Genomic DNA, 20,393 nt, shown 5'->3' with positions numbered 1-20,393 from the left:
TAAGATGAAATTCCTGAGTCAAGAAGAGACCAAGCGTATCAGCGACAAAGTGCTGAAGCTGACCAAAGCCGATCAATGCGAAGTGTCGATCAACGGTTCGCGCAAGGGCAATATCCGCTACGCGCGCAACGCCGTATCGACCGCAGGTTTGATTGAAGATACCCAGCTGGTCGTCTCCGTTGCTTTCGGTAAGAAGCAGGGCACCGCTTCCATCAATGAATTCGACGACAAGTCGCTGGAAAAAGCCGTGCGCCGCGCCGAAGAGCTGGCGCGCCTGGCGCCGGAAAATCCGGAGTTCATGCCGACGCCGACCAAGCAAGAATACAAGGCCACCGAGACCTTCTTCCAGAAGACCGCCGATATCGATCCTGAATTCCGTGCGCAAGTGGCGGCCTACAGCATCGAGAACAGCAAGAAGAACAAGCTGGTGGCAGCAGGCTTCTTCACCGACGGCACCTCGTTCACTTCGATCGCCAACTCCAACGGCGTGTTCGGCTACCAGCAGGACACGGGCCTGGACTTCACGCTGACCGTGCGCACCGAAGATGGCCGTGGTTCGGGCTGGGTCAAGCGCAGCGTGGGCGATGCTTCCAAGTTCGACGCGCGCGCCGCATCGGATATCGCCATCGAAAAAGCACTGCGTTCGGTCGATGCGAAAGCGCTGGAGCCGGGCCGCTACACCGTGATCCTGGAGCCGGCCGCCACCTCCGACGTGCTGGCTTACATGTTCAACGCCTTCGACGCGCGTTCGGCCGATGAAGGCCGCAGCTTCCTGGCTAAGAAGGGCGGCGGCAACCGCATGGGCGAGAAGCTGTTCGATGAACAGGTCAACGTCTGGACCGACCCGTGGGACAAGGACGTCGCCGTGCTGCCGTTCGACACCCGCACCATGCTGGCGCGCGAACGCCAGGACATCATCAAGAACGGCAAGATCGCCTCGCTCGGCTACTCGCCATACTGGGGCAAGAAGATGGGCCAGCGCGCCACCGGCACGCCGGGCAATATCATCATGGCCGGCACCAACAAGTCGACCGAAGAGCTGATCGCCAACACCAAGAAGGGCATCCTGGTCACCCGTACCTGGTATATCCGCATGGTGGATCCACAGTCGGTGCTGCTGACCGGCCTGACCCGCGATGGCACGTTCTACATCGAGAACGGCAAGATCAAGCACCCGGTTAAGAACTTCCGCTTCAACGAAAGCCCGGTGACGATGCTGAACAACATCGACGAAATCGGCCGGCCGGAAATCCTGTCGGGCGATGAGTCGCAGTTCCAGTTGCTGGTCCCTGCCATGAAGGTCCGCGACTTCAACTTCACCTCCCTGTCGGACGCGGTGTAATCATGGAACGCCGTTCATTCCTGAAAATTGGCGCTGCCGCTGGCAGCGCCTTGCTGGTGCCGGTCTTCGGCAATGCCATCGCGGCGGAAGAGCTACTCAACCCGATGGCTGTGCAATTTAAAAAGTCGCTGGCCGACGCCGCCATGAATGCGGCGACCAAGGCCGGTGCCACGTATTGCGACGTGCGCATCGGCCGGTATCTGAATCAGTTCATCGTCACGCGCGATCTGAACGTAGAGAACATCGTCAACACCGAGTCCTCCGGCATCGGTGTGCGCGTGATCGCCAACGGCGCTTACGGTTTCTGCGCCACCAACGTCATGACGCTGGACGCGGTGGCCGACGCCGCGCGCCAAGCGGTTGCCATCGCCAAGGCCAACGCCACGCTGCAATCCGAGCCGGTGGTGCTGGCGCCGGTCAAAGGCGTGGGCGAGGTGGCGTGGGCCACGCCGTTCAAGAAGGATTGGCGCACCGTGCCGATCGCCGAGAAGGCGGAGATGCTCCTCGCCGCCAACAAGGCCGGCATGGAAGCGGGCGCGAACTTCATGCGCTCCATGCTGTTCCAGGTGAACCAGCAGAAGTATTTCGCCTCCACCGATGGTTCGTACATCGATCAGGATATCCATCGTCTGTGGTCGCCGTTCACCGCCACGGCGGTGGACAAGGCCAGCGGCAAGTTCCGCACGCGCGACGGCCTGTCGTCGCCGGCCAGCATGGGCTATGAATTCTTCGACTGCAAACCGCAGAACCGCGTGCAGGCCGCAGGCGGCGTCACCACGCTGTACAAGGGCGCTTACGATCTGATCGAAGACGCACGCGCTGCGGGCCGCCAGGCGAAAGAGAAGCTGACCGCGAAGACGGTCGAACCGGGCAAGTACGATCTGGTGCTGTCGCCGGAACACCTGTTCCTGACCATTCATGAATCGGTCGGCCACGCCACCGAGCTGGATCGTGTGCTGGGCTACGAGGCCAATTACGCCGGCACCAGTTTCGCTACGCTGGACAAGTGGAAGACCAAGAGCTTCAAGTACGGTTCGGACCTGGTCAACATCGTCGCTGACAAGACCACGCCGGCCTCGCTGGGCCTCGTGGCCTACGACGACGAAGGCGTGGCCGCCAAGCGCTGGGACCTGATCCGCAACGGTATCCTGGTGAACTACCAGGCCACGCGCGACCAGGCCGCGATGATCGGCGAAAAAGAATCGCACGGTTGCTCGTATGCGGACAGCTGGAGCAGCGTGCAGTTCCAGCGCATGCCTAACGTGTCGCTGGAAGCGGGCAAGAAGAAGCTGACGCCGGACGAGATGGTCAAGGATATCAAGAAGGGTATCTACATCCTCGGTCGCGGTTCGTACTCGATCGACCAGCAGCGCTACAACTTCCAGTTCGGCGGCCAGCTGTACTTCGAAATCAAGAACGGCAAGATCGTCAACCAATTGGAAGACGTGGCCTATCAGTCGAACACGCAGGAGTTCTGGAATGCCTGTTCGGCGCTGTGCGATGAACGCGACTGGCGCCTGGGTGGTTCCTTCTTCGACGGCAAAGGACAGCCTAGCCAGGTCAGCGCCGTATCGCATGGTTCGCCGACTACGCGCTTCAATGGCATCAACGTGATCAACACTGCCCGCAAGATTGGATAAACCATGAAGATGCTGACGCAGGAAGAAGCAAAGCGTATCTGCGACAAGGTCATGTCGCTGTCGCGCGCCGACGAATGCCGTGTGCAGATCAGCGGCAACCGCCGGGGCAATATCCGTTACGCGCGCAACGCGGTGTCGACCGCCGGCCTGCTCGAAAACACTGAGCTGACCGTGAGCGTGGCCTTCGGTAAAAAGCAGGGCACGGCGTCGATCAATGAGTTCGACGACAAGTCGCTGGAAAAAGTGGTGCGCCGTGCGGAAGACGTGGCGCGCCTCGCTCCGGAGAACCCGGAGTTCCAGCCGGCGATCAAGCAGCAGGCGTATAAAGCCTCGGCGACGTTCAGCGACGCGACCGCCGCCATCGATCCCGAGTACCGCGCGGAAGTGGCAGCCATCAGCATCAATGCGGCGAAGAAGCAGGGCCTGATCGCGGCTGGCTTCTTCAGCGACACCACCGGTTTTGAAACGGTGGCCAATTCGAACGGCGTGTTCGGCTATCAGACCCTGAGCAATCTCGGTTTCACGGTAACCACGCGCACTGAGGATGGACGCGGCTCCGGCTGGGTGACGCGCTCCGCCAACGACGCCCGCAAGTTCGACGCGCGCGAAGCTTCCGAGATCGCCATCGAAAAGGCGGTGAAGTCGGTGGAGGCCAAGGCGCTGGAACCGGGCCGCTATACGGTGATCCTGGAGCCGGCGGCGACCTCGGAAATCATCGGCCGTATGTTCGGCGCGTTCGATGCGCGCCAAGCGGATGAAGGCCGCAGCTTCCTCGCCAAGAAAGGTGGCGGCAATCGCCTCGGCGAAAAGCTGTTCGATGAGCAGGTCAATATCTGGGCCGACCCGTGGAATCCGGACGTGCCGGTGCTGCCGTGGGATAACCAGGCCATGCTGGCGCGCGAACGCCAGGACGTGATCAAAGGCGGCAAGATCGCTTCGCTGGACTACACGCGCTACTGGGCCGAGAAACAGGGCCAGCGCGCGATCGGCCGGCACGGCAATATGATCATGGCGGGCGGCGGCAAGTCGACCGAGGAACTGATCGCGTCAACCAAGAAGGGTATCCTCGTCACGCGCACGTGGTACATCCGCATGGTTGATCCGCAGTCGCTGCTGCTGACCGGTTTGACGCGCGACGGTACTTTCTACATCGAGAACGGCAAGATCAAGCATCCGGTCAAAAACTTCCGCTTCAACGAAAGCCCGGTGACGATGTTGAACAACATCGATGAACTGGGCAAGCCGGTGGTGATCGGCGGCGACGAAGTGCGCTACCAGATGATGATTCCGCCGATGAAGGTGCGCGACTTTAACTTTACGTCGCTGTCGGACGCGGTGTAAGGGACGCAGTGGCTTCGTACGATTTCTATTTCACCCGCCTGACCTACGAGTCGGGCGACTGGGATGTGGATGTCCGCATGCCCAGCAACGTGCTCAATTCGCTGGTCGAGTACACGACCTTGCGGGTTGATCCCGTTGAGCGCATCGTCGCGCTGTCCGATCCGAAGATGCTGGAAGCGCCGTTCTGCTATTTCGCCGGCCACAAGCTGGTGCAGTTCACAGCGGCCGAGCGCAAGAACCTCGAGCGCTACATCAAGGGCGGCGGCTTTTTGTTCGTGGACGACTGCAACCACGATATCGACGGGCTGTTTGCGAAATCGTTCGAGGCTGAAATTGCCCGTATCTTCGGGCCGAAGGCGCTGCACAAGATCCCGAACAATCATCCGATCTATTCGAGCTTCTTCAAGTTCGAGGACGGGCCGCCGAATACCTCGGTGGAGCTGAACGGCTGGGGCGACGACTTGGTGCACGACTACCTGAAGGCGGTGGAGGTGGGCGGGCGCGTGCGGCTTTTGTATAGCAACAAGGACTACGGCTGCGAGTGGGACTACGACTTCCGCAACAAGCGTTTTCTCGCGGTCGACAATACCCGCTTTGCGGTCAATATCATTCAATATGCGTTGGGAGCGTAGTTATTATGGCTGATGGTGCAATCGCCTGGAGCGAAAAGGAAATCGGCGAATTGACCGCCAAGGTGAAGGCGCTCAAGGCCAGCATGGGCCGCGTGATTATCGGTCAGGAGAATGTGATCGATTCGCTGATCATCTGCCTGCTGGCCGGCGGCCACGCGCTGGTGGAGGGCGTGCCGGGACTGGGCAAGACGCTGCTGGTGAAGTCGCTGTCGCAGGCGACGGAGCTGGACTTCCATCGCGTGCAGTTCACGCCGGACCTGATGCCGTCCGATATCGTTGGCACCGAGATTCTGGAAGAGGACCATGCGACGCGCAAGCGCGAGTTCCGCTTCCAGCAAGGGCCGGTATTCACGCAGGTGCTGCTGGCGGATGAGATCAACCGCGCGCCGCCGAAGACGCAGTCGGCGCTGCTGGAGGCGATGCAGGAGCGTTCGGTGACGTTTGCCGGCCAGACGCACAAGCTGCCCAAGCCTTTCTTCGTGCTGGCGACGCAGAATCCGATCGAGCAGGCGGGCACCTATCCGCTGCCGGAGGCGCAGCTGGACCGCTTCCTGTTGCGCATCGATGTGGTGTATCCGACTGAGGAAGAAGAGATTGCAATGGTGTCCGCCACCACGCACGCAGGCCTGAAGGATGCGGAGCCGGTGATGGACGTTGCCACCTTGCTGCGCTTGCAGCAGCTGGTGCGCGATATCGAGATTGGCGATCACCTCGTCGCTTATGCGACGCGCCTGGTGCGCGCCACGCGTCCCGCACTGACCACGGTGCCGGCAGTGAAGCAGCACATCGGCTGGGGCGCGGGGCCGCGTGCCGGCCAGGCCTTGGTGCTGGCGTCCAAGGCGCGCGCCTTGATGCACGGCCGTCTCGCCGTCACGCGCGAGGATATCGCCGCGATGCTGCTGCCGGTGCTGGCGCACCGCGTGCTGCGCAACTTCGAAGCGGAAGCGGACGGCATCGCCATCGCCGACATTCTGCAAGCGCTGCGCGAGCATATCCGCCCTGACTAAGCCGCTGATGCAATCGACTTCGCAATCGCCCGCCGGCGGCGCGGCCAGCGCCATGACGGCCATGATGGCCCGGACCAAGGATCTGGAGCTCGTGATCCGTCACGTGCTGGCGGGCCTCGGCCACGGCATCCACGCAGGCCGCGAGCGTGGCGCGGGCGTGGAATTCTCCGAGTACCGCGCCTATGCGCCGGGCGACGAATGGCGTCGCGTGGACTGGAAGCTGCTGGCCCGCGCCGACCGCTACTTCGTGCGCGAAGCGGAGCGCGACAGCCACGTCGCCGTCTGGCTTTGCCTGGACGCCACCGCCTCCATGTCCGAGCCTAGCCGCGAAATCAACGGCATCGACAAACTCTGGTTCGCACGCACTGTGCTGGCCTGCGTGGCCGCCATCGCGCAGCGGCAGGGCGATGCATTCGGCCTGCTGGTCTGCACCGACGGCAAAGTCGAATTCACGCCGGCCTCGCGCGGACCGCGCCAGTTGCAGCGCGTGCTGGCTGCGTTGTCCAAGGCCGAACCGCGCGGCCAGTTGCCCTCAGCCGAAACACTGCGCGCCAGCCTGCACTTTGCCCGCGCACCGAGCATGATCTTCGCTGCCAGCGATTTCCTCGACTGGCCGTCGCCGCTGAGCGAAGCCTTGCTCCGCTTGCGTAACATGCGCCACGACGTGCGGCTGCTGACCCTGCGCACGCAGGCCGAAGTCGATGCCAGCTTCAAATCCGGCGCCGGCTATCGAGATCCGGAGCAGGCCGACGGCTTGCACCGCATGAGCAACGCCGACCGCGAATCTTACAAGCAGCAAAGCCGCGCGCACTTCGATGGCGTGGCGGGGAGCTGCCGTCAAAACAATATTGTCCACTACGAGGCGCGCATCGAGCAGCCCTTGAGTGGCGTCTTGCGCAGCTGGCTGCAGCTGGCGGGAGCGCGGGCTAAATGATGCTGAGTTCTTATCCCTTTTGGTGGCTGGCGTTGCCGGTGCTGCTGCTGCCGGTGTGGTGGCATCGGCAGAAGCGCCAGCGGGTGAAAGCCGAATTGCTGGCGACCGCGCGCTTCCTGCCGTCTGCGCCGCCGGAACAACTGCGCGTCTGGCAGTGGCGCGACAAGCTACTGCTGGCCGTACGCTGCCTGATGCTGGTGACCTTGATCGCCTGGTTGGCCGCGACCATCTTCCCTTGGCGTGGCGATACAGTGTTGGTGGATGCCGGCGTGGATAAAGCGTGGGCAGAAAAAGAAATCGCCGCCGCAGGCTTCAGCGCCGCCAGCCGCATGGCGCTGCCGGCCGACGCATTGCAATGGCTGCGCGCGAACGAACGCGATTGGCGCGGCGACGCCAAACTGCTGCTGGTCGCCCGCAGCGGCCAAATCGCCATGCCCGCCCGCGTACCGCAACTCAACCACCAACTGACCATCCGCACCCAGCCCGCCGCCACGCCGACCGCTGCCGCCGTTGCCCCCGCATTAGCGTCGGCAGTGAGCGGGTCGCCCAGCGCCTCTGCAGTCACCGCGACGCCGTCAGCCGCCGCATCGCAGGCCACGCCGCAGCCGAGTGCACCGGCCGAGCAGCAAATCGCACTGGCGGCGTCGACGGCGCGCGCGACTGCTTGGCGCTCGTTGTTCACCGCCTTCGACAGCACAGGCAACTCCGCCCGCCGCCACAAGTTCGCCATCGAACCGGACGCCAAAACCACGCTGATCGTCTGGGATACCCCTGCCGCTGCGCCGCCCGCCACATGGCGCGCTGCGAACTGGTGGATCGCCGCATCGACGACAGCATTCCCCGAGCTGGCGAACGCTTCGACGCTGACGGTCAACGGCATCACGCTCAAATACGCCGACTCGCCGCGCGGCCGCCTGTGGACCTCGGACGCCTTCCCGCCGCGCGACGCCGACACTGCGCGCGCGCTGTACGACGCCTGGCAACTGCTGGCCGACGCACCGGCGCCAGCCTACGCCATGCCATCGCAAACCTTCACCGCCGCCCGCAGCGTGCTGCCCACCATCGCCGACGCCAAGCCTGCGACGTGGCTTGCCCTTGCCCTGCTGGCCCTCTTCATGATCGAACGGATACTTGCCCATGCCCGGCGCCACTGACCACCTGCGCAGCCGCCTCTGGACCGCCATCCTGCGCCGCCGCGCACCGCAATGGCTGCTCACCCTCGCACCGCTCGCGCTGACCGTCTGGCTGCTGCCAACAGCAACCGTCGCCGCCGCCATCGCCATCTGCATCATCTGGATCATCGCAGACGCAGTGCGCTGGCGCCGCCGCATAACTCAGCAATGGCCATCGTGGCTGAACGCCGCCATCCCGCGGCTTGAAGACAGCAGCACCCTGCTGGCCGTAGACGCAGCCACACCCATCGCCAAACTCCAGCAACAACGCCTGCAAGCCCGCCTGGCCGACGTCCTCACCGACACCGACTACCAGGCCATCGCCCGCACGCGCACCAAGCTCGCCATCCTGCCACTCGCTCTTAGCCTGCTGGCCACCGGCGCCGCATGGGCCTACCACAGCCGCGCCGCCGCCCCATCCACGCCGCCAGCCGCAGCCCAAGCCAACAAACCGATCATCGACGGCGAAGTCCACCTGCGCGTCACGCCGCCAGCGTACACCGGCGTCGCCCCATTCGACACCGGCGCCCGCGACATCGTCGTTCCACAATTCTCTGAAATACGCTGGTGCGTCAACAACCCACGCGGCGCGCAGCCAACGGTAGAACTGGGCGACGGCCAAACACTGGCCATCGACAAAGACTGCGCCAAACTCCGTGTTGAAGACTCGCTGTTCTGGCGCGTACGAGGCGCCGCCGCCACTCGCTACAACATCCGCGTAACACCGGATCAGGCGCCCCAAGTCACCATCATCGAACCAACAGAACTGATCCACCTGCTGGCGAAGGACACCAAGTCCGTCCAGCTCTCCGTCAGTGCAAAAGACGATTACGCCATCATCCGCGCCAGCCTGCACATGACCCTCGCACGCGGCAGCGGTGAAAACATCCGTTTCAGCGACAAGGAAGTGCCACTGCCGCAATCGTCCGATCCGAAATCGCGCAACTGGAAGAAACAATGGACACTGGCGGAACTCGGCATGGAACCGGGCGATGAACTCTACTTCTTCGTGCGTGCCACCGACAACGCGCCTAGCCCGCATACCGCGCAATCGCCGACCTACACCCTGCGCCTGCCCGGCCCCGACGCCGAAAGCCTCGATTCCACTGCGCTGCCTAGCGTAACAAAGCCGGAAAATCTGCGCAGCCAACGCCAGATCATCCTCGACACCGAACAACTGGTGGCCGACCTGAAAGCGCATCCCGACATGCCGCAGCCAACCCTGCGCAACCGCAGCGAGATCATCGCCTCCGACCAAACCAAACTGCGCCTGCGCTACGGCCAATTCCTCGGCGAAGAATCGAGCCTGTTCGGTGAAGAAGAACATGAAGAACACCATGACGCAGGCGGCGCACGTCCCGGCAGCGAACTGTCGGTGATGAAAGCCTTCGGCCACGCCCACGATCAGGAAGACAACGCCACCATCTTCGATCCGCAAACCAAGGCGATCCTGAAGCGCGCACTGGCTGCGATGTGGGACGCGGAGAAATCCCTGCGCGCCATTTCGCCGAAGACTGCGCTGCCGCCGGAATACAAGGCGCTGGACGCCATCAAAGAGTTGCAAGCCGCAGAACGCGTCTACCTGCACCGCACCGCCTTCGTGCCGCCGGCTTTGAAAGAAGAAAAGCGTATGAGCGGCGACATGGTCGGCGCCATGAGCTACAAGCGCGAGCAGGGCGCAGCCAATGACACGGTGCCGGTGGAAGTGCGTGAACTGATACAAGCGCTGTCGCAGGATGGCATGCTGCCCGCGTTGTGGAGCAAAGCCGCGCGCGACGCCATCGCCGCGCGCATCACAGATCAAGAACAGAAACTGAGCGCACAGCGCGCGGTGCAGGATGTGCAGGACGGCTGCGTGCCATGCCGCGCCGAGTTGCGCGCCTGGCTGCGCGGCACGCTGGCCGATGCGCCGGTGCTGCTGCAAGCGCGTCCATCGGCGGATACGCCGTTCCGCCGCGTGTGGAGCGGCAAGGAGCAGGCGAAATGATGATATCTACCGATCTGGCGTCGCTGGCCCCGCTGGCGTTGCCATTGGCCGCAGCGGCCACCGGCGTTGTCAGCGCGGCGCTGTATGGCCGCAAGAAACAGTGGCTCAACGCGGGCCTTGCTGGCATCGCTGGCGTTGCGCTGGCGACTGCACTGGCAGATATCCGCTTGCCCGCCACCGCTGCCAGTGCCGCACCGCTGGCGGTCAACATGGAAGCAGGGCGCATCAGCGATGCCGACCGCGTGGCGATTCCCGCCGCAGCCGCCATCGCCCTGAGCGGCGACGGTGTGCGCGAAGCGGAGTGGAGAGACCTGCCTGCGCGCCCACTGCAATGGAAACCTGCCGCTGCCGATTTGCTCTGGTTGGACTTCCCGCGTTCGATGTCGCTCGGCCGCATCTTCACGCTGTCGGTGCGTCGTGCGCCGGCGCAGGCCGGGTGGCGTTTGCAGCTGCTGGCAGAGAACAAGCAGGTGCTGGCGGATTCCGGCGTATCGACTGCTGCGCAGTTGTCGGTGCAGTGGCTGCCGCCGGTGGCGGAGGCGATGGTGCTGCAAGCGCGCTTGCTGGATGCGAATGGCAAGACCATCGCGCAAGGCCCGATACCGCTACAGGTGAATGAACCGGTGCCGCTGCAGATCGTCGGCCGCTTCGATGCGCCATCGTTTGATGCGCGTGTCCTGAACCAGCTGCTGTCGGATGGCAGTGCGATTCTCGACTGGCAGGTCGCGCTGGGCAAGGCGATCACGCGCAGCGAGACGGCGCGCGCGCCTTTGTCAGCACCGAATGCGATGTTTGTCGATGCGGCTTACGTTGAACATTTGAGTCCTTCTGCGCGCGCTTCGCTGCTGGCGCAAACCGGGCAGGGCGTGCCGCTGGTGATCCTCGGCGGGAATGCTGTCGATGCCGGTGTGTGGCAGCGGGACTTCGGTCTGTCACTGCACCCGCAGTCGCCCACCACCGAGAAGGAGGATGTGCGGCAGTTCGGCGCCGCCTTGTCCATGCCGCCGGCTGGCTTGAATCCGGCCGATAGCGTGGCCGAGCCGTGGTCGGTGCTGGCGCGCGATAACAAGAAGCAGCCTTGGATCTGGCAGCGCAATGTTGGGCAGGGCCGCGTGGTGTGGATCGGCGTGGCGGATTGGCACAGGCACGCGATCAGCGAGCCGCAGGCGCTGGCGTTGTGGTGGCAGTCGGCGATGGATCGCATTGCGCTGGATAGCGCGCAGAAAACCGTTTGGCAGATGAGCGATCCGATGCCCGTGCCGGGGTTGCGCAGCGAGGTGTGCGCGCAAGGCGTGAAGGCCGGGACGGCGTTGACGGCGGAAGGATATGCACCGATGCAGCTGGCCGCGCGCGCAGACAAGGCGGATGGCGTGTGTGCCGCATTCTGGCCGCAGAAGGCTGGATGGCTGAAGTTCAGCGCCGAAGGGATGGCGGGGCCGGGGATGGAATACGTCTACGCGGCGAACGACTGGCCGGCGTGGCAGCGCGCGCTGCGTCGCGATGCGACGGCGATTTACGCGGCTCGCACCTCGTCCGCGCAGGTTGGAAAAGGAGCGGAGCGGCCGTTGCCGGTCGCTCCGTTTGGTGTGCTGTTCGCCTTCTGCATGCTGGCCCTATGGTATCGTGAACAAAGCGCCGAAAAAAGCCCTGCACGCGAGGCGCAGGGCTAAAGCCGGCCCCAGACTGCGGGCCGGCGTCCTTGGAAGGACTTAGAACTTATAGTTCAGTCCAAACAGCACGGTGCGGCCGTACTTCGCATACTCCAGCTGACGGTCCTTGCTGTTGGCGTAGGTTTCATACGCCTCGTTGGTCAGGTTGTTCACCTGCAGCAGCACGCCCAGACCTTTGTACGCGCCTTCATTGAAGGTGTAGCCGATCTGGAAGTCGACCGGGCTGTCACCCACCACGTAGCGCAGCTGGCGGTCGCCGGCGAAGTTGCCGATCTCGCCGACATAGTCCGAACGCTTGCGGGTGCTCACGCGGGTCGAGAAGCCATTCTTTTCATAGTACAGCGTCAGGTTGGTGACGTTGCGCGACAAGCCTTGCAGCGGGATCTTGCCGATGGTCGAATTGACTTCCTTGATGTCGATGCCGCTCTCGGTGTACGAGGTCGAAGCCAGCACGCCGAAGCCGTCCAGCGATGGCGACAGCATTTCAAACGGCACCGATACCGACAGCTCCGCACCTTTCAGCACGCCGCCATTGCCGTTGTAGGCCGTGGTGTACTGGCCCTTGTTGGTGATGGCGATGGTGCCGGCCGTGTACTGCGAGAAGTCGCGGGTGTCGGAGAAGGTGTAGATGTAGGTGTCGAGCTTTTTATAGAAGCCCGCCAGTGCCACGTAGCCCTTCTTGGCGAAGTACTTTTCCCACGAGATGTCGATGGCCTTGGCCTTCCACGGATCGAGCTGGGTATTGCCGCCGCTGCCGCTAGGCAGGCGGGTGCCGGTATCGACGGTGAAGTTGAAGCCGGCGTTCAGCTGATCCACGCGTGGACGGGCGATCTGCTTGGCCAGCGACAGGCGCACTTTCTGGTCGTTCGGCAGGCTGAATGCCAGGTTCATGCTCGGCAGGACTTCGTTGTAAGTCTTGCCGTCGCTGATCGGGTGTGCCACGCCGCCGTTGTCCGCGTACAGCGACTCCGACGACTGGTCGGTGTGCACCAGCTGCGCGCCGATGTTGCCGCTGACCGGGATGCCGCCGATTTCCGAATCGATGTTGGCGCGCACGAAGCCGGTGGTGATCTTCTCGGTCACGTCCCATGCACGGCTGATGGTGCCGGAGTTGTTGGCCAGGCTGTAGTTGATCGGATCGAAGTACTTGGCGATGACCGCCGGTACGTTCCACGAAGGGACCACGCCCGAACCGGCGAAGCCCAGGTCCACCGGCGCGTACAGCAGGTCGCTGGAGATGGTCGGATTCCCTTTGGCGAACAGCTGGCCCGAAGGCTGGCGCTTGGTCTTGGTGCGGTCGCTGTAATTGACGCCGACATCCAGGCCGTGCAGGTAGGCGTCCAGCGCATCCGGCGCCGGCAGCGTGGCCACCAGCTTGAAGCTTTTCAGCGTATCGACCAGGTGCGGCGAGTAGGTGCTGCCGTAGCCGTAGATCGAGTTACCGGTCAACAGTTTGCTGGCGTCGCTGTAATCGAGCTTGCCGCCGATGGTGGCGAAGTTACCAGTCTTCCAGCCGACCGTCATCAGCGGATCGTTGAAGGCGCCGCCGGTGGCGCTTTGCAGCTGCAGGTTGTTTTCGAGGTAGGTCTCGTCACGCTTGGCGCGCGAGTAGTTGGCGTCGGCCAGCAGTGACCAGCTGCCGAAGTTGAAACGGTTGGCCCAGCCGGCGGTGCGGATCTGGTCCTTGCGGTTGTTGTACTGGCCGCGCACCAGTGGATACGCGCCGGTGGCAGTGCCGCCCAGCAGCGTGCCGTTGACGATGTTGGTGGTTTGGTAGTTGAAGCCGACCGGGTTGTTGCTGCCGTTGTAGCCGCCCAGGTTCACTTCGAACTGGTTGTTGGTGTCGACTTGCTTGAACTCGGACGCGAACAAGTCCACGGTGCTGGTCCACATTTTCGATGGACGGTATTCCAGCACGCCGATCAAGCCGGTGCGTTTCAGCACGCCGCTCTTGGCCAGCGATTTCACGCCGGCGGTGACGTAGGTGCCGGCCGGGACGCCAGAGACCGCGCTTTGCGAGAAAGGCTCGTAGGTGCCGGTCTCGTTGTCGAGGATAGGCGATTGGATGTGGGCGATACCCAGCGCCACGCCGATCGTGCGGTTCGCAAACTGATCGATGTAGCTGCCGCTGATGCGGTGGCCGGTGTCCTTGGCGTTGGCGATCTTGCCGATCGAGTTTTTCTCGCCGCGCACGTTGAGCGAGAAGTTACGGCCCGAGAACGCCAGCGGGCGTACGGTCTGCATGTCGATGGTGCCGGACAAGCCCTGGCCTACCAGGCCCGCGTCCGGCGTCTTGTAGACGGTGACAGCGCTCAGCAGTTCGGACGGATACTGGTCGAATTCGACGCTGCGGTTGTCGCCGGTGCTGACTTGCTCGCGGCCGTTCAGCAGCGTGGTGGCGAAGTCCGGCGACAGGCCGCGAATCGAGATCACTTGCGCGCGGCCGGCGACGCGTTGCGCGGCCAGACCAGGCAGGCGCGCGATCGATTCGGCGATCGAGACGTCCGGCAGCTTGCCGATATCTTCGGCGGAGATGGTTTCAACGATGGAGGTCGCGTCTTTCTTGACCGAGATGGCGTCCTCGATGCCGCGGCGGATGCCGGCCACCACCACGGTGGTTGGCGTCGCTTCGGCGGCTTGCGGTGCGTCGGCCGCTTCGGCGGCGACGGCGTAGGCTGGGGCGGACAGGGCGGAAATCAGTACCGCGCAAGCGGCGGCGACAGGGCTGAGCGGGAGCGCGGCACGCAGGCCGCGCTCTGGGGTGTTGAGCTGCATTATTAGTCTCCGTAATAGTCGAGTGGGGCGTTCTTGCGACGCTTGAACTCGATCTTGTATTAAAACTAGAATGCTAGTCAAACAAAGTTTACTGAAAAGCTACCGGTCAGCCTCTGTTTTAGTACTATTTTCCCTATGAACGTTGATCTGGTTGTATTTATACTACATCGCAGCTATTGATGCTGTAGTCGAACTACATAGTCCGGAACGGGCAATGTGCAGTCGTCCGACGTTTGCGGCGCCAGCGGCGTGCGGGCAAACGGCAGCACCCCGGCCCAGGCCGGCCAGCTCAGGTCTTCCTCATCGTCGTTGGGGGCGCCGCTGCGTACTTTGCAGGCCGCTTCGGCCAGCGAAATGCGCAGCACGGTGGTGGCGGCGTACTCCTTGTCCGAGCCGGGACGGATCTCGGCCTGGCGGCCGGGCACCAGCTGTTCCATGAACGCTTCCATCGCCTGCCGCGCGGCCGCGCCTTCCACCACCTCGAAGCGGCCGTAGATCATGGCCGAACGGTAGTTCATCGAATGGCTGAACGCCGATCGCGCCAGCACCAGCCCGTCCAGGTGTGTGATGGTCACGCAGCACTCGCTTTCGATCAGGCGCTTGACCATCCGGCTGCCGTTGGAGCCGTGGATGTACAGGTAGTCGCCCTCGCGCCAGCAGGCGGTGGGAATGCAGTGCGCGCCCTTGCCGTCGCTGAAGGCGATGTGGCACAGGTAGGCGTCGTCGATGATGGCGTGCAGCGTGGCGGCATCGTATTGCGCGTTGGTGGCGACGCGGCGCACGCGGGTGCGGTCCGATGGTGGCAGATTCGGTGGCTGGTTCATGGTTCCCTTTCTTAAAATGACAATATAATGAAACGCTGGCTCTAGAAATAGATCCACGGATTGCTAATTTTATGGAGCCATGAATGGACTTTTCCCTGCTGGTCAACGGTTATGAGGAGCAGCATCGCCATCGCAACTGGCCGCGCCAGCGCATGCTGCACGAATGCCTGCGCGCGGCGATCCGCAACGGTACGCTGGCAGCAGGGACCAGGCTCGCTGCTTCGCGCGCGCTGGCCGAGGAATTGGGTGTGGCGCGCAATACCGTGCTGTATGCGTATGAACAGCTGGCCAGCGAAGGACTGGTGACGACCGACCGGCGTGGCACGGTGGTGGCGGCCGTGACGCCGGTGCGCGCGCGTCGCCGCAGGGCGGCTGCTGCGCCGCTGGCCGGGCTGTCGCAGCGCATGCGCGAATTGCGGCCGGTGCCAGGTCCTGCCGAACGCATGGGCGCTTTCGTGCCCGGCGTGCCGGCGCTGGAGCAGTTCCCCATGACGCTGTGGCGGCGGCTGATGGAACGCGCGCTGCGCAGCATGACAGTAACGCAGCTGAACTACGGCGACACCGCCGGCGAACCGCTGCTGCGCGCCGCCATCGCCGATCATTTGCGTGCCTCGCGCGGCGTGGTGTGCGAGGCGGCGCAAGTGTTCATCACCGACGGCACCCAAAGCAGCCTCGATCTGTGCATGCGCGCCCTGGCCGACGAGGGCGATGCCATCTGGATCGAGAATCCCGGCTACGGCGGCGCATTGGCGGCCGCACGCGCCGCCGGGCTGGCGGTGCACGGCATCGACGTCGATGACGACGGCATGGCGCCGCAAGCGGAAGACTGGCTGCTACGCCCGCCGCGCCTGATCTACACCACGCCCTCGCACCAGTACCCGATCGGCAGCGTGCTAAGCCTGCGCCGCCGCCTGGCGCTGATTGAAGCCGCGCGCGCCGCCGGTGCGCTCATCATCGAAGACGACTACGACAGCGAATTCCGCCACGACGGCGCACCGCTGCACGCCATGCAGGGCCTGGCGCCGGACGCGCCGGTGCTCTACCTGGGCACCTTCAGCAAGACCATGTTCCCGTCCTTGCGCATCGGTTTCGTGGTGGTGCCGGCGGCATTGGCCGAAGCGTTCGCGCAGATGCGCGAGCAGTCGGCGCCGCGCGGGCGCGTGGCGGAGCAACTGGCGCTGGCGGAATTCCTGCGCAGCGGCCAGTTCCTGGTGCATCTGCGCCGCATGCGCAGGCTGTACCGCCAGCGCCGCGATGCACTGGTGGCGGCGCTGCAAACGCATATGGGATCGGTGGCGACGGTGCACGGCGGCACGGCAGGCATGCATCTCTCGCTGCGCTTCAGGGACGCGCGTATCGACGACGTGGCGATAGTGGAGCAGGCGCAGGAACACGGCATCGCCGTCAATGCGTTAAGCACGCACGCTACGCGGGGGGATCTGGAATGGCGGGGATTGATGCTCGGCTATGCACAAGTGCCAGCCGAGCAAATGGAAGGACTGGTTAAACAGTTGGCCGCATTGATCCACCTTGCGGCGTATGCGGCCAACCGTTCCGGCTCAATTAAAACGCCGTATCAGCACGCACGTACATCGAGCGGCCGTTCACGCCGATAGGGCAGGTTTCCCAGCAGCGGGTGAAGCCCAGTTGTGGGAACACGCCGCCGTTGGCCCACTTGTTCGGCAGCTGGTCGAACACGTTGTTCACGCCGACGCTCAGGAAGGTGCGCTTGCTGAAGCCATAGCGTACCGTGGCATCCACCAGCCAGCGCGCATCCCACTTCTGCAGAGGGCTGAAGTTTTCAGCATACACTTCGCCGAAGTAGTTGGCGCGGGTGGTCACGTTCCAGGCGCCCACCGTGTAGTCAGCAGCGACCACGTGGTGCTTGCGTGGCTGACCGCGTTCGATCAGGGTCACTTGCGACTGGTCGAACAGTTTTTCGCCGCTCAGCACCGACGACGTCGAGTGACGCTTGGTCACTTCGGTTTTGTTGAAGCCCAGTTGGCCCGACAGCACCAGTTTCGACGCATCGAACTTGGTGGTGTGTTCCGCCACGATATCCAGGCCACGGGTGCGGGTGTCGACCGCGTTGGTGAAGAACTGCGCCTGGCCTACGCCCAGCGGTTTCAGGATGTTGGCGATCGGGCCGCCGCCGGCTTCCGGTGCGATCTCGCTCGAGAACACGATACGGTCCTTGATCTTGATCTGGTACGCGTCAGCGGTCAGCGACACGTTCGACGCTGGACGCAGCACGACACCGCCGCTGAAGCTGGTCGAGGTTTCTTCCTTCAGCGGCTTGATGCCGAAGGCCTGGGTCACAGCACTGCCTTGACGCGCGGTCAGGGTTTCGGTCAGCACGCCGTTATTCAGGTTGGTCGACACGGAGCTGTAGAACTCCTGCTGCACGCTTGGTGCGCGGAAGCCGGTCGATGCGCTGGCGCGGAAGCCGACTTCCTTGCTTGGGTCGAAACGGGCACTCAGCTTGCCGGTGACGGTGTCGCCGAAGTCCGAGTATTTTTCGTAGCGCACGGCGCCGGCCAGGGTCAGCTCTTTGACCGGTTTGGTTTCGGCGTCCAGGAACAGGGCGATGTTGTGGCGGCCCGAATCGACGGCGGTGCCAGGGGTGTAGCCAGGGAAGCCCTGAATGCCGGCGCCGGCGGTCGCGCCGCTAGGCGTCTTGATGACGATGGCCGGGTTGTTGGTGCGGCCGTACTGGTAGGAGATCGGATCGCCTGCGACGATCTGGTAGTTATCCTGGCGGTACTCGAAGCCGGTAGCCAGCGAGACGTCGAGATCACCGACCTTGACCGGGCCCTTGACGTCGGCGTTGAAGGTCAGCTGGTTGAATTTCAGCGTGCCGGTGTCGGCTTCGCGTGCCGATTCGGCGTAGATGCCGCCGCCCGGTTTCGGCTCGTACCAGTACGACACGTTCACGCTGTTCGATTCGTGGAACGCCAGTTCGCTTTGGCCGTAGTTGATGCTGAAGTCGGCCTTCCAGTCGCCGACCAGATCGCGGCGGTAGCCGAAGGCGAACGACGCATCCTTGATCTCGGTGCCGATGGCAGGCAGGAAGCCGTTCGGGTACACGGCCGGGATGGCGCGGTCGTCGCCGGCAGGGCGGAAGAAGCCGAACGAATCGCTCTTGCGTTGCGAGACGCCGCCGAAGGCGTAGAACTCGCTGTGGGCGTCGATCGGCAGCGCGCCGTTCCACCACAGGTAAGCGTCCTTGGTGTTGCTGTCGCCGATGTGCTGGGTCACGCGCGGCGGGTTCACGCGCGCCGAGTCAGGGCCGGCGCGGTTGGTTTCGCCGCGTTTGCGCCATTCGGCGGTCAGGTTGATGTAGCCGCCGTTTTCGCCCAGGGCGAAGCCGCGATTGACGCTGGCCGAGTAGTTGTCGCCGTCGCCTTCCGAGGTGGTGCCCACCTGGCCGCTCAGCGCAGTCTCGCCGATGTTCGATTTCAGAACGATGTTGATCACGCCTGCAATCGCGTCCGAGCCGTATTGGGCTGCGGCGCCGTCGCGCAGGACTTCAATGTGGTGGATCGCCGCCAGTGGAATGGCGTTGATGTCGGTACCGGCCGAGCCACGGCCAATGGTCTGCTGCACGTTGACCAGCGCTTGCTGGTGGCGGCGCTTACCGTTGATCAGCACCAGCACCTGGTCAGGGCCCAGCGAACGCAGGGTAGCAGGGCGGATCGAGTCGGTGCCGTCGCTGATGAAGGTGGTGGAGAAGTTGAACGACGGGTCCAGTGTTTGCAGCAGCTTGCCCAGTTCCAGCGGGCCGGCGGTCTGCAGGTCTTTCAGGCCGATCAGGCCCACCGGCGAGGATGTGTCCAGCGCGGTCTTGGCGACCGAACGGGAACCCAGAACCACGACGGTTTGTTCATCGGCCTTGGCGCTGCTGTCGGTAGACGATTGCGCGAAGGCGGTTTGCGCAGCCAACAGCAGGATAGCGCTGGCCAGCAAGGTGCGTTTGAATTGTGGTGCTCTTTGCATTGTGTTTTCTCTCTTGGTATTTGAAAACGGCCAGCGGGGTAGGGCCGTTGATAAAAATACTAAGGGTTGCGCGCGAAGAGCGACAACGCGGCATGCACCACAATGTTGCGGAATGTGCACATTTATCAATATTCCGTGCACTGCAACGCAATGTATCGTAAAGTATCCGGCGGCCCGGAACGATCATGGTGCAAAGCTGCACAAAAGTGTGGCGCGCATGCATCGGTATGATGCGGGCGCATATCGATATGCGGAAAATGCACCGGTTCTTATTGGTGGTCGCGCATCCAGTTTTTCAGGCCGTTGACCCAGTTCTTGGCCGGCAGGTTCAGGGTTTTCTTGATCTCGCCGGCGCGCTCATACAGCTCGCTGAAGTCCAGCGATGGCGCGTTCTTGAAGGCGATGACGACGATGTTCGCATCGTGCACTTCCGGCAGCCACACCACCGCGTCGAACACCAGTTCCATCGTTTGCAGGTTCTTGTCGTAGTTGGTGAAGTCGTCGCCGAAGACGTTGGTGGTCATCATGCCGCCGTCGCGCAGCACGTCGGCGCAGCCTTGGTAGAACTCCTGCGAGTCCAGCACCGGGCCGCGCGCCGCTTCGTCGTACAGGTCCACCTGCAGGATATCGACGGTGTTGCGGTTGGCCGGATCGAGCACAAAGTCCATTGCGTTCATTTCGCGCACGTTGAGGCGCGCGTCGTTCGGCGGCAGCGCGAACTGCGCCTCGCACATGGCGATCACGTTGGGATTGAGTTCGATTGCGGTGACGCGCGCCTGCGGCAGGCGGCGGTAGCAGAACTTGGTCAGCGCGGCGCTGCCGAGGCCTAGCTGCACGATGTGCTGCGGCTGAGGGTGAAACAGCATCCACATCATCATCATCTGCACGTATTCGAGCTCGATGTTATCCGGCTTGGCGATGCGCATGGCGCCTTGCACCCATGAGGTGCCGAGGTGCAGGCTGCGCACGCCCTGGAATTCGGTGATGGTGGCCGGCGGATGGCCGGGCTGGTCGAAACGGACGGCGTTGGCGGCGTTGGTAGTGTTGGCGGATGACTTGGACATCCCGCTAGT

Annotated in this window: 14 protein-coding genes; 10 read left to right on the top strand and 4 right to left on the bottom strand. The window is 63.5% G+C overall.

What is annotated here, in order from left to right; all coding sequences use genetic code 11:
* Nucleotides 1-4: 4 nt before the first annotated feature.
* The 9 genes from BMZ70_RS27085 to BMZ70_RS27045 are packed head-to-tail and all read left to right on the top strand — an operon-like array spanning nt 5 to nt 11,725.
* Nucleotides 5-1,342: a TldD/PmbA family protein gene (locus tag BMZ70_RS27085; RefSeq protein WP_092281449.1), complete on the top strand. Its 1,338-nt coding sequence runs from the start codon at nt 5-7 to the stop codon at nt 1,340-1,342.
* 2 nt (nt 1,343-1,344) lie between these two features.
* Nucleotides 1,345-2,982 carry a TldD/PmbA family protein gene (locus tag BMZ70_RS27080; protein WP_092281447.1) on the top strand — a complete coding sequence of 546 codons (1,638 nt, stop codon included), beginning with the start codon at nt 1,345-1,347 and terminating at the stop codon, nt 2,980-2,982.
* Nucleotides 2,983-2,985: 3 nt separating this feature from the next.
* Nucleotides 2,986-4,323: a TldD/PmbA family protein gene (locus BMZ70_RS27075; protein ID WP_092281445.1), complete on the top strand. Its 1,338-nt coding sequence runs from the start codon at nt 2,986-2,988 to the stop codon at nt 4,321-4,323.
* Nucleotides 4,324-4,331: 8 nt separating this feature from the next.
* Complete coding sequence (locus tag BMZ70_RS27070; RefSeq protein ID WP_092281443.1) at nt 4,332-4,955, top strand: DUF4159 domain-containing protein; 624 nt, start codon at nt 4,332-4,334, stop codon at nt 4,953-4,955.
* 5 nt (nt 4,956-4,960) lie between these two features.
* The gene (locus BMZ70_RS27065; RefSeq protein WP_092281441.1) at nt 4,961-5,962 is read left to right on the top strand and encodes an AAA family ATPase; all 1,002 of its coding nucleotides are present in this window, start codon (nt 4,961-4,963) and stop codon (nt 5,960-5,962) included.
* 7 nt (nt 5,963-5,969) lie between these two features.
* Complete coding sequence (locus BMZ70_RS27060) at nt 5,970-6,896, top strand: DUF58 domain-containing protein (RefSeq protein ID WP_092281439.1); 927 nt, start codon at nt 5,970-5,972, stop codon at nt 6,894-6,896.
* A complete protein-coding gene (locus BMZ70_RS27055) occupies nt 6,893-8,050 on the top strand; it encodes a hypothetical protein (protein WP_229205615.1) in 1,158 nt (385 codons plus the stop codon). The genes BMZ70_RS27060 and BMZ70_RS27055 overlap by 4 nt, the downstream gene beginning before the upstream one ends.
* Nucleotides 8,034-10,055, top strand: a complete 2,022-nt coding sequence (locus BMZ70_RS27050) for a DUF4175 family protein (protein WP_092281435.1) — start codon at nt 8,034-8,036, stop codon at nt 10,053-10,055. Before BMZ70_RS27055 ends, BMZ70_RS27050 begins: the two co-directional genes overlap by 17 nt.
* Nucleotides 10,052-11,725 (top strand): hypothetical protein, encoded by a 1,674-nt coding sequence (locus BMZ70_RS27045; protein ID WP_229205614.1) that lies wholly within the window; start codon nt 10,052-10,054, stop codon nt 11,723-11,725. The genes BMZ70_RS27050 and BMZ70_RS27045 overlap by 4 nt, the downstream gene beginning before the upstream one ends.
* A 39-nt stretch (nt 11,726-11,764) precedes the next feature.
* Here the strand turns inward: BMZ70_RS27045 and BMZ70_RS27040 are convergent, their stop codons facing one another.
* Nucleotides 11,765-14,500: a TonB-dependent receptor gene (locus BMZ70_RS27040; RefSeq protein ID WP_092281433.1), complete on the bottom strand. Its 2,736-nt coding sequence runs from the start codon at nt 14,498-14,500 to the stop codon at nt 11,765-11,767.
* Nucleotides 14,501-14,673: 173 nt separating this feature from the next.
* A complete protein-coding gene (locus BMZ70_RS27035; protein ID WP_092281431.1) occupies nt 14,674-15,324 on the bottom strand; it encodes a pyridoxamine 5'-phosphate oxidase family protein in 651 nt (216 codons plus the stop codon).
* Between the two features lie 83 nt (nt 15,325-15,407).
* On the opposite strand from BMZ70_RS27035, the gene BMZ70_RS27030 reads away from it, so the two are divergent.
* Nucleotides 15,408-16,940, top strand: a complete 1,533-nt coding sequence (locus BMZ70_RS27030; protein WP_092281429.1) for a MocR-like pyridoxine biosynthesis transcription factor PdxR — start codon at nt 15,408-15,410, stop codon at nt 16,938-16,940.
* Here BMZ70_RS27030 and BMZ70_RS27025 read toward each other — a convergent pair.
* Entirely contained in the window at nt 16,888-19,320 is a 2,433-nt protein-coding gene (locus BMZ70_RS27025; protein ID WP_092281427.1) for a TonB-dependent receptor plug domain-containing protein, read from the bottom strand. The genes BMZ70_RS27030 and BMZ70_RS27025 overlap by 53 nt on opposite strands.
* 269 nt (nt 19,321-19,589) lie before the next feature.
* Complete coding sequence (locus tag BMZ70_RS27020) at nt 19,590-20,384, bottom strand: spermine/spermidine synthase domain-containing protein (RefSeq protein WP_092281425.1); 795 nt, start codon at nt 20,382-20,384, stop codon at nt 19,590-19,592.
* Nucleotides 20,385-20,393 lie beyond the last annotated feature (9 nt).

It is taken from the genome of Duganella sp. CF402, assembly GCF_900109645.1.
Classification (GTDB): Bacteria; Pseudomonadota; Gammaproteobacteria; order Burkholderiales; family Burkholderiaceae_D; genus Rugamonas.
The sequence above is the reverse complement of the archived record's forward strand: the minus strand, read 5'-3'. Positions and strand labels throughout refer to the sequence as shown.

What these genes read in the sequence shown, in the direction of transcription:
- BMZ70_RS27085 (WP_092281449.1), top strand. Translation starts at nt 5, where the DNA reads ATGAAATTCCTGAGTCAAGAAGAGACCAAGCGTATCAGCGACAAAGTG.
- BMZ70_RS27080 (WP_092281447.1), top strand. Translation starts at nt 1,345, where the DNA reads ATGGAACGCCGTTCATTCCTGAAAATTGGCGCTGCCGCTGGCAGCGCC.
- BMZ70_RS27075 (WP_092281445.1), top strand. Translation starts at nt 2,986, where the DNA reads ATGAAGATGCTGACGCAGGAAGAAGCAAAGCGTATCTGCGACAAGGTC.
- BMZ70_RS27065 (WP_092281441.1), top strand. Translation starts at nt 4,961, where the DNA reads ATGGCTGATGGTGCAATCGCCTGGAGCGAAAAGGAAATCGGCGAATTG.
- BMZ70_RS27060 (WP_092281439.1), top strand. Translation starts at nt 5,970, where the DNA reads ATGCAATCGACTTCGCAATCGCCCGCCGGCGGCGCGGCCAGCGCCATG.
- BMZ70_RS27055 (WP_229205615.1), top strand. Translation starts at nt 6,893, where the DNA reads ATGATGCTGAGTTCTTATCCCTTTTGGTGGCTGGCGTTGCCGGTGCTG.
- BMZ70_RS27050 (WP_092281435.1), top strand. Translation starts at nt 8,034, where the DNA reads ATGCCCGGCGCCACTGACCACCTGCGCAGCCGCCTCTGGACCGCCATC.
- BMZ70_RS27045 (WP_229205614.1), top strand. Translation starts at nt 10,052, where the DNA reads ATGATGATATCTACCGATCTGGCGTCGCTGGCCCCGCTGGCGTTGCCA.
- BMZ70_RS27040 (WP_092281433.1), bottom strand. Translation starts at nt 14,500, where the DNA reads ATGCAGCTCAACACCCCAGAGCGCGGCCTGCGTGCCGCGCTCCCGCTC.
- BMZ70_RS27035 (WP_092281431.1), bottom strand. Translation starts at nt 15,324, where the DNA reads ATGAACCAGCCACCGAATCTGCCACCATCGGACCGCACCCGCGTGCGC.
- BMZ70_RS27030 (WP_092281429.1), top strand. Translation starts at nt 15,408, where the DNA reads ATGGACTTTTCCCTGCTGGTCAACGGTTATGAGGAGCAGCATCGCCAT.
- BMZ70_RS27025 (WP_092281427.1), bottom strand. Translation starts at nt 19,320, where the DNA reads ATGCAAAGAGCACCACAATTCAAACGCACCTTGCTGGCCAGCGCTATC.
- BMZ70_RS27020 (WP_092281425.1), bottom strand. Translation starts at nt 20,384, where the DNA reads ATGTCCAAGTCATCCGCCAACACTACCAACGCCGCCAACGCCGTCCGT.